The 14,864-nt window shown below is 61.7% G+C and carries 12 protein-coding genes; all 12 read right to left on the reverse strand.

All coding sequences use genetic code 11. The annotated features are described in order from the left end of the window. Nucleotides 1-20: 20 nt before the first annotated feature. Nucleotides 21-785 (reverse strand): malonate transporter subunit MadM, encoded by a 765-nt coding sequence (gene madM, locus C2E19_RS27700; protein ID WP_129395883.1) that lies wholly within the window; start codon nucleotides 783-785, stop codon nucleotides 21-23. Nucleotides 786-790: 5 nt separating this feature from the next. Further along, nucleotides 791-1,183 (reverse strand): malonate transporter subunit MadL, encoded by a 393-nt coding sequence (gene madL, locus C2E19_RS27705; protein WP_129395884.1) that lies wholly within the window; start codon nucleotides 1,181-1,183, stop codon nucleotides 791-793. A gap of 66 nt (nucleotides 1,184-1,249) precedes the next feature. Continuing rightward, nucleotides 1,250-2,170: a malonate decarboxylase subunit epsilon gene (gene mdcH, locus C2E19_RS27710; protein ID WP_129395885.1), complete on the reverse strand. Its 921-nt coding sequence runs from the start codon at nucleotides 2,168-2,170 to the stop codon at nucleotides 1,250-1,252. After that, a complete protein-coding gene (locus C2E19_RS27715) occupies nucleotides 2,167-2,787 on the reverse strand; it encodes a malonate decarboxylase holo-ACP synthase (RefSeq protein ID WP_129395886.1) in 621 nt (206 codons plus the stop codon). Before C2E19_RS27715 ends, mdcH begins: the two co-directional genes overlap by 4 nt. Beyond that, the gene (gene mdcE / locus C2E19_RS27720; RefSeq protein ID WP_129395887.1) at nucleotides 2,781-3,566 is read right to left on the reverse strand and encodes a biotin-independent malonate decarboxylase subunit gamma; all 786 of its coding nucleotides are present in this window, start codon (nucleotides 3,564-3,566) and stop codon (nucleotides 2,781-2,783) included. Before mdcE ends, C2E19_RS27715 begins: the two co-directional genes overlap by 7 nt. Then, a complete protein-coding gene (locus C2E19_RS27725) occupies nucleotides 3,563-4,414 on the reverse strand; it encodes a biotin-independent malonate decarboxylase subunit beta (RefSeq protein WP_129395888.1) in 852 nt (283 codons plus the stop codon). The genes mdcE and C2E19_RS27725 overlap by 4 nt, the downstream gene beginning before the upstream one ends. Next, the gene (locus tag C2E19_RS27730; RefSeq protein ID WP_007913697.1) at nucleotides 4,407-4,706 is read right to left on the reverse strand and encodes a malonate decarboxylase subunit delta; all 300 of its coding nucleotides are present in this window, start codon (nucleotides 4,704-4,706) and stop codon (nucleotides 4,407-4,409) included. The genes C2E19_RS27725 and C2E19_RS27730 overlap by 8 nt, the downstream gene beginning before the upstream one ends. Further along, on the reverse strand, nucleotides 4,706-5,578 hold the full coding sequence (locus C2E19_RS27735; protein ID WP_129395889.1) for a triphosphoribosyl-dephospho-CoA synthase: 873 nt from the start codon (nucleotides 5,576-5,578) through the stop codon (nucleotides 4,706-4,708). Before C2E19_RS27735 ends, C2E19_RS27730 begins: the two co-directional genes overlap by 1 nt. Beyond that, nucleotides 5,578-7,248: a malonate decarboxylase subunit alpha gene (mdcA, locus tag C2E19_RS27740; RefSeq protein WP_093429846.1), complete on the reverse strand. Its 1,671-nt coding sequence runs from the start codon at nucleotides 7,246-7,248 to the stop codon at nucleotides 5,578-5,580. Before mdcA ends, C2E19_RS27735 begins: the two co-directional genes overlap by 1 nt. Before the next feature lie 336 nt (nucleotides 7,249-7,584). Further along, the gene (locus C2E19_RS27745) at nucleotides 7,585-7,950 is read right to left on the reverse strand and encodes a DUF6124 family protein (RefSeq protein ID WP_129395890.1); all 366 of its coding nucleotides are present in this window, start codon (nucleotides 7,948-7,950) and stop codon (nucleotides 7,585-7,587) included. Nucleotides 7,951-8,485: 535 nt separating this feature from the next. Beyond that, complete coding sequence (locus tag C2E19_RS27750; RefSeq protein WP_129395891.1) at nucleotides 8,486-8,956, reverse strand: chemotaxis protein CheW; 471 nt, start codon at nucleotides 8,954-8,956, stop codon at nucleotides 8,486-8,488. Continuing rightward, entirely contained in the window at nucleotides 8,949-14,858 is a 5,910-nt protein-coding gene (locus tag C2E19_RS27755) for an Hpt domain-containing protein (RefSeq protein WP_129395892.1), read from the reverse strand. Before C2E19_RS27755 ends, C2E19_RS27750 begins: the two co-directional genes overlap by 8 nt. Nucleotides 14,859-14,864: the final 6 nt, after the last annotated feature.

Consider the following 14,864-nt stretch of genomic DNA (forward strand, 5'->3'; position numbering starts at 1 on the left):
GTGAGGGCCGCTTTTAGCGATTAACCCACCAACCCGCGCATCGCCAAAAACAACAGCGAAGGCCCAAGCAAACACCCGAGCGCCGTATAAAACGCCGCCGTCAGACACCCATAAGGCACCAGCTTTGGATCCGTCGCCGCCAACCCGCCGGCCACACCGCTGGACGTGCCCATCAGTCCGCCGAAAATCACCGCACTGCGCGGGTTATTGAGGCCGATCATCGGCGCCACGAACGGCGTCATCACCATCACCAGAATCGCCTTGATCAGCCCCGCCGCAATCGACAGCGCCATCACCTCGGAACTCGCACCAATCGCCGCGCCGGTCACTGGCCCGACGATGTAAGTCACCGCGCCCGCGCCAATGGTGGTCAGACTCACCGCATCGGTATAACCGAACGCCATCGCCACGCCGACCCCAGCGACAAACGACGTACCGACACCTACAAACAGCGCCAGCACACCGACAAACCCGGCACGCTTGAGCTCTTCAACACTGACACCAAACGCCGTGGCAACAATCGCGAAATCGCGCAACATCGCCCCGCCGAGCAAGCCGATGCCGGACAGCAAGGGAATATCCACCACACCCTTCTGCCCGCCAGTCAGTGCGCCGCCGACATACGACAGCACCAGCCCGAGCAAAATAGCGATGGCCGAGCCGTGCAAGCGGCCCTTGGTGAAGGTGTTGGACATCCAGTAGGACACCCACATGGTCAGGCCGACAATCAGGAAACCGCTGATCAAACCGTAACCGGTGATGACTTTCATCATTGATTCGTACATGGCGATTACCCCGCAGTCTTGGCTGGAGCGATCGGGGTCTGCTCCTTGTTGCCCATGCGCGTCAGCACCGGCACCAAGGCAAAGGCGATGACCACGGCCAGCGTCCCGGCGAGGATCGCCATTGGCCCGCCCTTCAGTGCGCCGTAGACGTTTTGCTGGGCCGCCATGGCCACCACGATAGGAATGTAGACCGCGCTCCAGAATTCGACACCCTGCTCGGTCTTGCCCTTGAGCCAGCCGCTTTTGTTGAGGTAACTGCCCAGGCCAATCAACAGCAGCATCGCGATACCGACACCGCCGACGTTGGCCGGCACGCCGATCAGCTTGCCGAGCAGTTCACCAACCCAGATACCCACCAGCGTACAAAAGGCGAGAAACGCCACACCGTAAATAATCATTGTTGTAGTCCTCAAAGTGCATCGTCGAATGTTGTTTTTGTTGTTCGAAGCTTGAGTCGCGGCGGTTTAAAGTTGGCGGCTACCCTCCTCACGCAACAGCGCCTGCAAGGTGTCGAGACGCGCACTGTCGAAGGCAGTGACTGTGCCCTGCTCGAACACCCGGCGCGCCAGCCCGGTCAGCACCGCACCGGGCGGCAGTTCGATCTGTAAACGCACGCCGCGCTCGTAAGCGCTTTGTACAGTGCCGCGCCAGTCCACCACGCGGCACATGTTGAAAGCGAGGTCGTCACGCAGCGCTTCTACTTTGGTCACAGGGCGCGCGCGGCTGCCGCTCAGGTAAGCGATTTTCGGAGTTTTCAGTTCAACTTTGGCGAAGGCTTCGGCGAGGGTTTGCCCCGGTTTGTCCAGCAACGGACAGTGCGACGGCACACTCACCGCCAGACGTTTTGCCAGACCGGCGCCACGGCTGCGCGCTAGTTCGGCCACCGCTTGCATGGCCTCGTCACTGCCGGCGATCACCACCTGATTGTCGGCATTGATGTTGGCCAGATACACCGGAGAATCTTCGCTGTGCACCTGCGCCAGCAGCGTTTCGACTGTGGACAATTGCAGGCCGATGATCGCGGTCATGCCATAGCCTTGTGGATAGGCTTGCTGCATCAGTTCGCCGCGCAGGCTGACCAGATGCAACGCATCACTGAAGCTCAAGGCCCCGGCAACTACCGCTGCCGGGTAAGCGCCGATCGACAGACCGGCGACGTAATCCGCCGTGAGTCCGTCTTGCAATAACTGTCGTGACGCAGCGACGCCAGCAATAAGCAAACAGAGCTGGACCGCCCTTGTCGTGCGCAATGCGTGAGCAGAATCCAGCAACGAAACATCTTCGCCAAGCACATCGCTGGCCTCGACCAAGGTCTCGCGGGGCAAGCGCTGAAGCATGCCCGCTTGCTGCGCGCCCTGGCCGGGAAACACCAGCAGACTGCTCACGCTGCCTGCTCCTGCGGGTTCCACGGATCGATCACCAGGCACGCCTGATGAGCATTTTTCAGCAGCACGCGCGCCGAACCGCTGGCCCACTCACGCAACGCCACAGCACCGAACGGCGTCTGCAATTGCATATCGACCCGGCACACGGCTTGATCGAAAAGCTCCACGAGTTTGCGTGCCTGATTACGCGTGATCAGTTGCGGTGTCCGCAGAATCAGATCGAGATCACTGGCCGCGTGCATCGCGGTAAAACCACTGGCCAATTCAAACCCGACACTGCCACTGACACCCCAGACCCAACCGCAATCGTCGAGCATCGGCCGCAGTTGTTTGAGCGCCTGCATCACTGGCAGATCGCGTTCGCAATCGACATGACAAAGCGCTTCGGGACTGACCCGACAGGCAATCGAATCGACGGCCATAAACGCCGCCAACCGCTGCTCGCGCAACACACCGCGCACGCCAACCGCGACAAACCCTTCATCGCTCAACGCCCGCCGCACCACCACCGGTTGCCCGGCGGCCAGCGACTCGACGGCCCACAACGGCGCATCCGCCGGCAACTGCGCCGGGGTCACGCCCCAGAGCAGATCGTGGGCCAGAGGCGTGCTCACCACTGCGCCCTCAACAGTTCGCGCACTTTGCTGGAGGCCGCACGATTTTTCGCGCCGAGACGATTGCTCAAGTCAGTGCTGGAGACATCGCCGATGGCTTGTTTGAGGCATTCGTTAACCCTTGAGAGATCCTCCGCCGTCGGCTGCTCGATCTGCTGCACCGACAGGGTTTCCCAAAGCAATCCGAGGCTGGCGTAACTGTCGATGTCATAGGCCATCGGCGGCACGCTGGCGGCCAGCGCTTCCAGCTCTTCGACGCTGCGCAAGGTCACACGCGCCGCCGACGCCTTGCCCATCGCATGCACCATCACGCCCGGATCGCGCAGCGCGATCAAACGATTGGCTTGATAACCGTGAGCTAAAAACGCCCCGGACATCGCCTTGCCCACCAACAACGCAATCACTGGATGACCGGCCAGACGCGCACGGGCGTAACTGTCCGCCGCACCGGCCAACGCCTGATGAATGCCGAGCGCTTCTTCGCGCCGACCATAAGCCTGGCTCGGCACATCGACGATGGCGATGATCGGGCGCTTTTGCGCCTTGTCACAATCAGCAGTGATCGCATCATCCACAGCCTTGGCCAAACCCCAACCTTCAAGCAAACCGACTTCGCCGTTGCGAGCACGAGGGAAGCGATTGTCCGGATCAGCGACCACAGCGATAAAACGCCCCAGCTCACCGTCAGCCACCTTCAACGAGGCCGGCAGCCCTTCGACCTTGAGAGCGCCGGCGCTCAAGGCGTTAAACCAGTTCAAACCGCGCAATGAATAACCGCTCATGAGCGCTCTCCTTGATACAGGTCGCGAACCACCGACGGTTCGATTTGCGGGTCGGTATTCAGCTCGCCGAGGCGTTGCAGAAACCACTCAGCACGTTGACTGCGCGGCTGAGCCGGCAAACCTTGCTGAAGCAATTCGCCGACCTGCTGCCGAATCTTCGCCACGTCATCGGCGACATAACGATCCACCAGACCACTGGCGAAACGCTGCTCGCCACCGGTCAGGCTCCAGATGAAGGGCCGGTCGCGGGAGTCGTATTCTTCGATCCCGGCTTCCTGTTCGATCACTTGCGGGCCGTTCAAACCGAGGCGTGCTTCCTGAGTCACCAGCAAATAACTGCACAGCGCCGCTGCAATCGACATACCGCCGAAACACCCAACGCTACCGGCGACCACACCGACCACCGGTTGGTACTGCTGCAAATCGACAATCGCCGCATGAATATCAGCAATCGCCGCCAGCCCGAGATTGGCTTCCTGCAAGCGCACGCCACCGGTTTCCAGCAGCAACACCGCGCGGGTCGGAATACCTTTTCGGTTGTCTTCAGCCGCCAATTCCAGCGCGCCGGCAATCTTCGCCCCGCCAACTTCGCCAAGGCTGCCGCCCTGAAACGCACCCTCAATCGCCGCAATAACCACCGGCAAACCGTCGAGGCTGCCCTTGGCGATCACCACACCGTCATCGGCCTGCGGCACCACGCCCTGACGTTCGAGCCACGGCGACATCACCCGTTGAAACGGATCGAGCAATTCGCGAAAACTGCCAGCATCGAGCAAGGCTTTCGCCCGTTGTCGCGCGCCGAGTTCGACGAAGCTGTGTTTGTTGAGCAACGCGGCGCTGTCAGTCATGGCCGATCTCCTCGAAACCTTGTTCCAGACGCAAACGCACCACCCCCGGTGTCGCGCCGAAATCGTGAATATCGATGGCCATTGCCGGCGGCGTGGTGCCGTCGAACATCCGCGCAAACAGGTGCTGCCAACGCAGTTGCGCGCCGTTGACCGAAGTCTGCACATTGATCGTCAGCTTGCCGGCCAGGCCCGGTTCGATCAGCACTTCCAGATCACCCGAGCCGACACAACCGACCAGCGCGCGACCGCGTGGCGGCTGCCCGGCGGGGAATTCAAACGATAGGGTTTCCATCAAAACGCTCCCTGAAGGATGCCGTCGCGCTCGATGCGATCGAGCAGCAGCGTGGCGGCGAGCAAGTCGGCGGCGCCACCGGGCGAGGCATTCAATGCGATGAGTTGTTGATCCAGTTCGTGCAGCCGGCGGCGACCGCTGAGGCTGGCGCTGCCACCGGCGTCGAGCACCGCTTGCGCGCCGAGTTGCATGGCCTGCAAACCCTCTTCGCCGGCGCGGTAGAGCACGCAGGTGTCAGCGAGGTTGGTCATGATTGCGAGCAAAGCGTCGAGCCGGGCGTTCTGTTCGCCGCTGGCGTTGGCGCGGCTGCGTTTGAGTTGCGGCAGGCCGCGTTGCAGCACCGAAGGGAAGCCGAGTTGCGCTTCTTCACGAGCGCCGCGTGCGCCGTAACGCAGGGCGACTTGCACGCCGTGGCTCAAGGGTTTGGGTGCGTAGCGGTCATCCAGCAAGGCCAGTCGCGCGGCGCGCAATGAAACTGCATTGGCGCTGGTGGATTTCGGCTCCATTGCAGCGGCGGTCACCAACAATCCCAGCGCCCAGATCGCCCCGCGATGCGTGTTCACGCCGTTGGTGGTGGTGAGCATGGCTTGCTCGCCCTCACGGCCGATGCGGCCAATCGCTTCGCGCAACGTTGAATCGACTTCGCCGATTTCAACCGCTGCTTCAGCCATCTCCTTGAACGCCGGCCACAACGACAGCGCCGAAGCGTGCATCAGGCCCAGGTGCAAATCGGTGTGCGCGCCATTGCCGCGACGGTCGACCAGTGCCGGTTTCGGCGACAGATCGGCTTCGTCAATCAGCGCGTCCACCGCCAGATCGGCCAATCGATCAGCCAGGGACAGCGGTTTCGCTTGCAGGTTAAATGCGTGCATTACCAGCTCCTGAATTTGGCGGGCGGGTTGTACAAGCCGCCAGACCACTCGACCAGATCGGCCACGCTCTTCGCCGCGAGCAATTCGCGAGTGGCGTCGGTGCGGCGGATGCCGAGGTCTTCGGGCAAGGCGATCAGGCCTTCACGGCGCATGCGTTCGGTGTCTTTCGGGTTGTGGCGCAGGCCGATGGCGGTGACGCCGGCGACTGCGGCGATCATCGCCTGGCGCTCTTCCAGCGAACGCGCCTTATACAGGTAGGCGATGCCTTCTTCGGTGAGCAGGTGGGTGACGTCGTCGCCGTAGATCATGATCGGCGCCAGCGGCATGCCGCTTTTCTTCGCCACTTCCACCGCATCGAGGGTTTCGACGAAGGTCGGTTTGCCGCCCTCCTGGAACGTCTCGACCATTTGCACCACGAGTTTCTTGCCGCGTTCGAGCATCGGTTGCTGCGAATCGTCGTGGCGCATGTCCAGCCACGCCGGGGTGCCGTGACGGCGACCGCGCGGGTCGTGGCCCATGTTCGGTGCGCCACCGAAACCGGCGAGGCGGCCACGGGTTACGGTCGAGGAATGGCCATCGCCATCGACCTGCAACGTCGCGCCGATAAACAGATCCACCGCGTATTGCCCGGCCAGTTGGCAGAACATCCGGTTGGAACGCAGCGAGCCGTCGCGGCCGGTGAAGAACACGTCCGGGCGCGCAGCGATGTAGTTTTCCATGCCCAGTTCGGTGCCGAAGCAATGCACGCTTTCGACCCAGCCACTTTCGATCGCCGGGATCAATGTCGGGTGCGGATTGAGCGTCCAGTTGCGGCAAATCTTGCCTTTGAGGCCGAGGGATTCGCCGTAGGTCGGCAGGATCAATTCGATGGCGGCGGTGTTGAAACCGATGCCGTGGTTGAGCGACTGCACGTTGTGTTTTTCGTAGATGCCGCGAATCGCCATCATCGCCATCAACACGTGCACAGGCTTGATGTGGCGTGGGTCGCGGGTGAACAGCGGTTCGATGTAGAACGGTTTGTCAGCCACCACGACAAAGTCGACCCATGAGGCGGGAATATCAACGCGTGGCAATTCGCTGACGTCGTCGACCAATTGGTTGACCTGGACGATGACGATGCCGTCGCTGAACGCGGCCGGTTCGATCAGCGCCGGGGTGTCTTCGGTGCTTGGGCCGGTGTAGATGTTACCGGCGCGGTCGGCCATGAAACCGGCTGAGAGCACGACATTGGGGATCAGATCCACCACCAGTCGCGCATAAAGTTCTATGTAGGTGTGGATTGCGCCGATTTCCAGCAGGCCGTCTTCGAGCAATTGGCTGATGCGCAGGCTTTGGGTGCCGGCGAAGGAGAAATCGAGCTTGCGGGCGATACCGCGTTCGAACAGATCGAGGTGCTCGGAGCGGCCGACGCTGGGCATGATCATGTGCAGGTCGTGGAGCTTTTCCGGGTCGGCCTTGGCCAGCGAGCGCGAGAGGAAATCCGCCTGCTTCTGGTTGTTGCCCTCCAGCACCACACGGTCGCCGGGATGAATCAGCGCTTCGAGCGCGGCGACGATCTTGTCGGTGGGCAACACCACACCGTCGGCCAGCCCGCGCACCTTGTCGAGGCGGCGCTGCTTCTCATCGCGCCGCCGCGTCCAGCGCGAGTCGGGGGAAATTGTTGTTGTCATGCTCACTCCACGGGGTTCGCTGTCGTGGAGCTAAGGTAGGCGTGTGGGGTGGGGGCATCAATCAAGCGCGGTGGTGAATCATTACGCTCAGGGTAACGATCAAGAGCGCCCTCACCCTAGCCCTCCCGAAACGTCGGACCGCCCGTAGGGAGAGGGGACTGATTGGGGGATATTCGGGAATTGCGCCGACCTGGGAATGTTGCACTGAATCCGGAATTCACCAGGTTTACCAGATCCATAATCGACTCGGTTTTTCAGGTCGATGTACAACGCCAGACACCTCGGTCGGCCCCCTCTCCCTCCGGGAGAGGGCTGGGGTGAGGGTCGGCGTTTAAATCACTCCGTCGGCACCAACTTATCCAAAACACGGTTGACCGCCATCTCCGCCACCATCACCACCTGCGCAATACCTTGCAGGGTCTTGCGGTCCGTGCCTTGCACCAGCGCTGCATGGTTGTTGAGCATAACCGTAGCCGAACCAAGGGTTTCACTGGCGTCAGCCAGCAGGGATTCGGTGTCGGCATTGGGATTGGCCATGTACAGCGTGTTGGGGGTGTAGGGCGTGGCCATGAGGTCGGCGTTGGTGGGGCCGAGGTAATGGTCGAGGGCGCGTTCGGCGGCTTCGTGGAATTTCTTTGAGTCGGGGGATTCGTAGGGGGATGCCGGGTCGGTGGGCGGCGGGTTAGGCGTTACTTTGAACATGGGGATGAACCTCTATTAGGCCTCACCATCTCGCTGCTAAACGGTAGGGTGGCGGCTATGCGCAAGTTAGCAGACCGGTCAAACCCCAACCCGGCGCACCCGAAGGTGCCATGCGCACAGCCACCATCAAGCGCAGGCGAATGCCTGACTGGATGAGACTTGTACAACCGAGGTAAGGACAAAGCCGGGCTGCTAAACCCGATCACTGGGAATCAGTGACGGAATCAAGTTACGCAGCATGCCAAAGGCGCACAAGCCGGCGGATTCTGGTGCATGCGTAGGCAGCGGCGCAAGGATTTGTAGGCTAGGGAGCCGTAACACAGAGTGTCTTTAAACAGCGGGGCTGGAAGGCGTTTATTGCGCACGGAGATTGAGGATTTTTCTGTCGGATCAAGGTGTGGCGACTGGCGCTTTCGCGAGCAGGCTCGCTCCCACGGGAGGTCTGTGTCGTACGCAAAATCCAGGATCACCGAAGATCAACTGTGGGAGCGAGCCTGCTCGCGAAGAGGCCAGCCAGAACACTGAAGACTCTGGATCAATGGACCAGCCCCGCATCCACCAACAACTTCTCCAACCCCAACAAATCCGGCACCTTAGCCACCTGCTCCCCTACCTGCACCGCCGCCTGCTCCAGCGCACACAACGGCACGTCGACATAACTCAACTGGCTATCAAGCTTGTAAGAACGCGGAATCCCCTGCACCAGCAGCGCAATGAACTTCAACTCCGGCAACCCGCCCAGCGCATTCAAAATCACGATCCGCGCACGCTCGCCAATGACGATTTTCTGCCCGCACGCCGACTCGAAACTCAACAACGGAATCTGCCGCTCACGCCACTTCACTCGCCCCAGATACCACGGCGGCGTATCCAGATCGAAGGCACTGGCCTGGTAATCGATTAACTCAGCAACAGCAACGTTAGGCAGGATCAAATTACGATCCGCCAACGGCAGCAACAACCCGGTCAGTTGACTGGTGCGCGGATTATGCCGGCGCTCATGCATGTTTCTTGCTCCACTGGGCGATGCTTTCAAGCAGCACCGACTCTTGATACGGCTTGCCGAGGTAGTCGTTGACGCCAATCGCCATCGCGCGATCGCGGTGTTTCTGCCCGGTACGTGAGGTGATCATGATGATCGGCAGGTGTTGCAGGCGTTCGTCGTTGCGCACTTGGGTGGCGACTTCGAAGCCGTCCATTCGCGGCATTTCGATGTCGAGCAGCATCAGGTCGGGCATGTGCTCTTCGAGCAGCAGCATGGCGTCGACGCCGTCCTTGGCGGTCAGCACGTTCATGCCGTGGCGTTCGAGCAAACGGCTAGTGACCTTGCGCACGGTGACCGAATCATCGACGACCATCACCAGCAACGGTTTCTGCGGTTCGCTGTCGATTTCCGGCAGCGTCGGCGTCTGTGCAATGCGTGCCTGCATCGCGCGGATCGGCGCGAGCAGATCGAGAATCAGCACCACCCTGCCGTCGCCGAGAATCGTCGCCCCGGACACGCCCTGCACCGCTGCGAATTGCGCGCCGAGGCTCTTGACCACGATTTCGCGCGTACCCGCCATCGCATCAACCTGCACCGCAATGTGCCGGTCGTTGTAGTGCACCAGCAGCACCGGCAATGGCAAGTTCTGCCCGAGCAGTTTCGGCCGTGGCGCGGTTTTCAGCAGTTCGCCCAGGTAGCACAGCTCATAGGTCTGGCCGCCGTATTGATAGCGCGGCGGATCAACGCGGAAGTGCCCTTCCAGATCATTCGGCAAGACGCGGACGATGCCTTCGATGGTGTTCAGCGGGATCGCGTATTGATCCTCACCGCACTGCACCATCAACGCGCGGTTGACCGACACGGTGAACGGCAAGCGAATACGGAAATGCACGCCCTGCCCCGGCACGGAATCAATGCTCATGCTGCCGCCGAGTTGCCGCACTTCTTCATGCACCACGTCCATGCCGACGCCGCGCCCGGAAATCTGGGTAATCTTTTCCGCCGTGGAAAACCCCGGCTGGAGGATGAACTGCAACACGTCGCGGTCGCTGATCTCGGCTTCCGGCGCGAGCATGCCGCGCTTGATCGCCTTGCGCCGCACCGCTTCCAGTGGCACCCCGGCACCGTCATCGCGGATATCGAAAACGATGTCGCCGCCCTCGCGGGACAGGTCGAGGCTGATCTGCCCTTGCGCCGGTTTACCCGCCGCCAGACGCACTTCGGCGGATTCCAGACCATGGTCGACGGCGTTGCGCAGCATGTGTTCCAGCGGCGCAGCCATGCGTTCGAGGACGTTGCGATCCATCTCGCCTTCGGCGTTGCCGACGACGAAGGCGACGTCTTTGTTCAGCTCTTCGGCGACCTGGCGGACGATGCGTTTCAGGCGCGGCAACATGCGCTCGAACGGCACCATGCGCGTACGCATCAGGCCTTCCTGCAATTCAGTGTTGATGCGGCCCTGTTGCTGCAACAGGTTCTCGGCGTCGTGGTTGCGGCGGTCGAGGGTTTCCTTGAGATCGAGCAGGTCGGAGGCGGATTCGAACAGCGCCCGCGACAGTTGCTGCAACTGTGAATGACGGTCCATTTCCAGCGGATCGAATTCTTCGTAGCCAAGGCGTTCGGCATCGACTTGCTGACGGCTGAGAATCCGCCCCTGGGTTTCAGTGTCGAGGCGGCGCAACTGATCGCGCATGCGCTCGATGGTGGTTTCCATCTCGTTCAGGGCGATCTGCGCGTCGTTGACCTGCTGCTCGATACGGCCTCGGAAGATCGAGGTTTCGCCGGCCAGATTAACCAACTCGTCGAGCAGTTCGGCGGAGACTTTGACCATGTCCGCGCCAGCCTCGGCAACCGGCGGCGCCACGTCAGTCTTGACCGGAACAGGTAGCACTGGCGGCGTTTCTACCGTCGCCGGATGACTGAAATTCTGGATCGCGTTGATCAGCCGATCCGCCGGTGGGCACGGTTGCCCGGCGCGCACGCCATCGAGCATTTGCGCCAAACGATCATGCCCGCGCTGCACCAGCGCAAACAGCTCCGCCGACGGCTGCAAGGCGCCACTGGAAAGACTTTCGTAAAGGTATTCCAGCTCATGCGCGAGGTCGCCGATCGGGCCGATCTCGACCATCCGCGCGCCACCCTTGAGGGTGTGCAGATCGCGCAGCAGGGTTTCCACTTCCTGGCGATTGCCCGGCTCGGCCTGCCAGCGCAGCAACGCGGCGCCGGAGTTTTCGATGATGTCGAAACCTTCTTCGAGGAAGATCTCCAGCAACTCAGGGTCGTGACCGGCGCTGTCGTGATCGGCTGTTGCTGGCGGCGCTTCGACAACGTTCTGGCCTTGGCGGACCTGACGGATAACGTCGATCAGATCCTGTGCCGGCGTCAGCGGCTGATGGTTTTGCAGTTGATCAAGCAACAACGCCAAGCGGTCGTGACTCTTGAGCAGCAAGCGCCCCAAGGTTTCGCTGTAACTGTAGCGACGATCGACCAGGCCTTCGTAGAGACTTTCCAGCTCTTGCGCCAGATCGCCGATGGCCTCGACTTCAGCCATCCGCGCGCCCCCCTTGAGCGTATGCAGATCCCGCTGCAACGAGGACAGCGGCGCTGTGTTGTCGGGGTCGCTGAGCCAGCGCTGCAAGGCTTGGCCGGAGCTGTCGAGAATGTCGACCGCTTCTTCAAGGAAGATCTCGACAATCTCGTCATCGGGTTCAAGCGCCGTTGCCTTTTGCTGTAACTCAGCGGTGGCGCTGCCCAGTTCGCGGATGCTCAAAGTGCGGCTGCCATCGCTGCGAATCAGGCCCATCGACGACGGATCGAGACTCTCATCGAGCAGATCATGCAAGGCGCGAATCCGCTCCGGTTGCGGCGTGACTTCCTGCCCGGCCGCCAGTTCGTCGAGCATATTGATCAGCGCTTCATGAGCGTTTTGCGCCTCCTGGAAAAACCGTTCACTGACCGCCAGGCTGCTTTCTTCTACTGCGCCATACAGGTCGAGCAAGGCCTCACAGAGCACATCGACCGGCAGCAGATCGGCCATGTGCGCGCCTTCGCCGAGGGTGGTCAGTTCATCCAGCAAGGCGCTGAGTTCCTGACGCTCGCCGGGATGTTGCTGCCAGCGCTGCAAGAGGTTTTCGGCGTCGAGGAGGATGTCCATGCCCTGGGCGAGGAAGTTGTTGATCAGTTGCGGGTCACGCTTGATCCGCAGCCCGGTATTTGGTGCATTGAGGATGGTTTCGAGGCGCTCGGCGAGCAGCGTGTCGGTGCGTTTGATCAGCGATTGCGCACCGACAATCGGCGCCAGCGGATCGTGCTTGAGCTGACGCAGGCCTATACGAAACAGGCCCTCGGCTTCCAGCAGCAATTCCACTTCGTCGAGATCCAGCGGCAACTGATGCGCCTTGAACTCGCGGGCCAGTTGATCGAGCGACGCGGCCAATTCGGCAATCGGCAAAACCCCGGCCATTGAGGCGCTGCCCTTGAGCGTATGCAGCGCGCGCTGCAACTCATCGCTGGCCTGTAGCGGCAGATGCTCGGCGGCTTGATCGAGGAAACGGTTGAGGCTGGCGAGATGGGTTTCGGCTTCTTTGCGGAAGATCTCCAGCAACAGCGGATCGAGTGCAGCGACATCGTCGATGTCTTCGGCGGCCAGCGGTTCGTCACCTTTGGCCAATGCGTGGGCACGGGCGGCAAGCTGATCGACGTCGCTGCGCTGACGCTGGCTGTTAGTGGCGAATTCGTTGATCAATTCGGGCAGCAAGAGCACCGTGTCGGTCAGCAGTTGCTGGACCACCGATCCCGGTTCGACACTTTGTTCAAGCACACGGTTGAGCAGGTTTTCCACGGCCCACGCCAGCTCACCGAGGATCAACGCGCGGACCATGCGCCCGCTGCCCTTGAGGGTATGGAAGGCGCGACGGAGTTCGGTCAGCGCATCGCGATCCTGCGGGTTGGCGGTCCAGCGCGGCAGGTATTCATGGAGCACTTCGAGGACTTCGTCGGTCTCTTCGAGGAACACTTCGCGCAGCTCGTCGTCGATCGGTTCTTCGCCGGCCGGCGGCGGCATCAGGCTGCCGGGCGTGATCAGCGCCGGCGGGTTCAGTGCGGAAACCGGGCTGGCCAGAACCTCGGCCAACGATTGCACGATCTCGGGATCATCCAGCGCCTGCATGTCCTGCATCACCAGCGCTTCGCTGGGGCTGAGAACGTCTTCGAGCACGGGCACAGAGTCTTCGCCGGGCTCTTCGTCAGGGAAATAACCGAGGTTGGCGAGGGACTTCTGCGCGATGTCCAGCAGTTGCTCGCTCGGCGCCTGCGGATCGTCACTCAAGCGCTCGAGGTAGTACTCGAGGCTGCTGATGACATCGGCCAGACGATCCAGTTGTTCCCAACCCGGCTCGTGCGGATCGAGCAGCAGATGCTCGCGGATAAAACCGTTGCAGGCCTCGACCAGACTCGCCGCGCGGCTGAGCGGAATCATCGCCAGCGCACCGCGCACCTGGGTCAGCAGCGCCGGCAATGGTTGCAGTTGCTGGCGATCCCAATCGGCATCGATGTAGTCAACGATCATGTCCTTGGCCTGTTGCAGGCAGATCCGCGCTTCCTTGATCACGATCTGATAAATCTGCGTCAGGTCGGTGGTGGGCAAGCGCGAGTCTTCCGGACTTTCCGGCTCGACCGTGCCGACCATTCCGGCCAGCGTCGCTTCGACGTAAAGCAGCGCGCCGGCAACGTCCATCAGGATCGCGTCATTCGGTTCGCGCTGGCCTTGGGCGAGGCTGAGCACCACGGCCAGTTGATCGATGATGACTTTGCGCGGCTGGCCGAAACCGAGCACGGCAAGGGTGTCGGCGATCTGCCTTAATGGCGCGAGCAGGCTTTCCAGATCCGAAGTGTGCTGGCGATCGCTGCGCACGAACAGATCGAGGCGTTCCTTGACCCGCACCAGTTCTTCGCACAGAGCTGCCAGCACCGAGCGCATCGCATCGCGGTCGGGGCCGGCCAGGCGCGCGCGTTCTTCGTCGACCATCGCGCTGTCGGGCAACGCGTCGTCCAGCGAGTAGCGATCTTTCATGGTCAGCATCTGCCCGGTGGGATGTTCGGCTTTGGCAATATAGAACAACAGGCTTTTCAGCAGCTCCGCCGGCGCCGGCTGATTGAGGCCAGACAGGCCTTGTTCGAGCAGGCGCTTGAGTTCTTTGTCGGCGTCCTTGAACAGGCTGCGCAGCGCCGGGCTGTTGGCAATCACGCCTTCGCGCATGCCTTCGACCAGCGCCGAGGCGACTTGCCACAACGGGCTCAGGGGCGAATCGCCGCTCAGCGCTTCGAGGCGGGTGAAGACTTTGGCGAGGTATTCGAGGTGCGTCTGGTCGTCCTGCTCGCGCAGCAAACCGACCAAGGCCATTTGCAGCATCTGGCGTAATTTGCGCAGCACATTCGGCAGTTCCGCCGGTTCCAGCAGTGCCAACGCCGCTGCGCTGAGCGGCGGTAAATCGGGCAGTTGCGGGCTGAACAGGCTGGTTTCCGAGAGCAGGCTTTCGCCACGGGCACTGCGCAGATCATTGATCAGCGGCAGCACCACCAACGGCAGATCTCGGCGGGCGCTCTGCACGCGGTCGAGGTAGATCGGCAATTGCCCGAGGGCTTGCAGCAACAAGTGCAGCGCTTCGTCGCGATGGCTGACGCGCTCGTGCTGCAGGGCTTCGACCAGATGTTCCATCTCTTCGGCGAGCAATGCAGCGCCGTAGAACTCGACCATCTGCAGGCTGCCGTGGACCTGATGGATGTAATCCAGGCACTCGTCCAGCCCGGGAAAGGCCTGCGGATCATCCAGCACGGCTTCAATCGCCTGATGCGCCTGCTTCAGCGTTTCGGCAATTTCGCCCTTGACCCATTCGAGGGCCACATAGTCGTGCCGATCACCCATAACCGC

The organism is Pseudomonas sp. DTU12.3, assembly GCF_004124275.1.
In the GTDB taxonomy this organism is placed as follows: Bacteria; Pseudomonadota; Gammaproteobacteria; order Pseudomonadales; family Pseudomonadaceae; genus Aquipseudomonas; species Aquipseudomonas helmanticensis.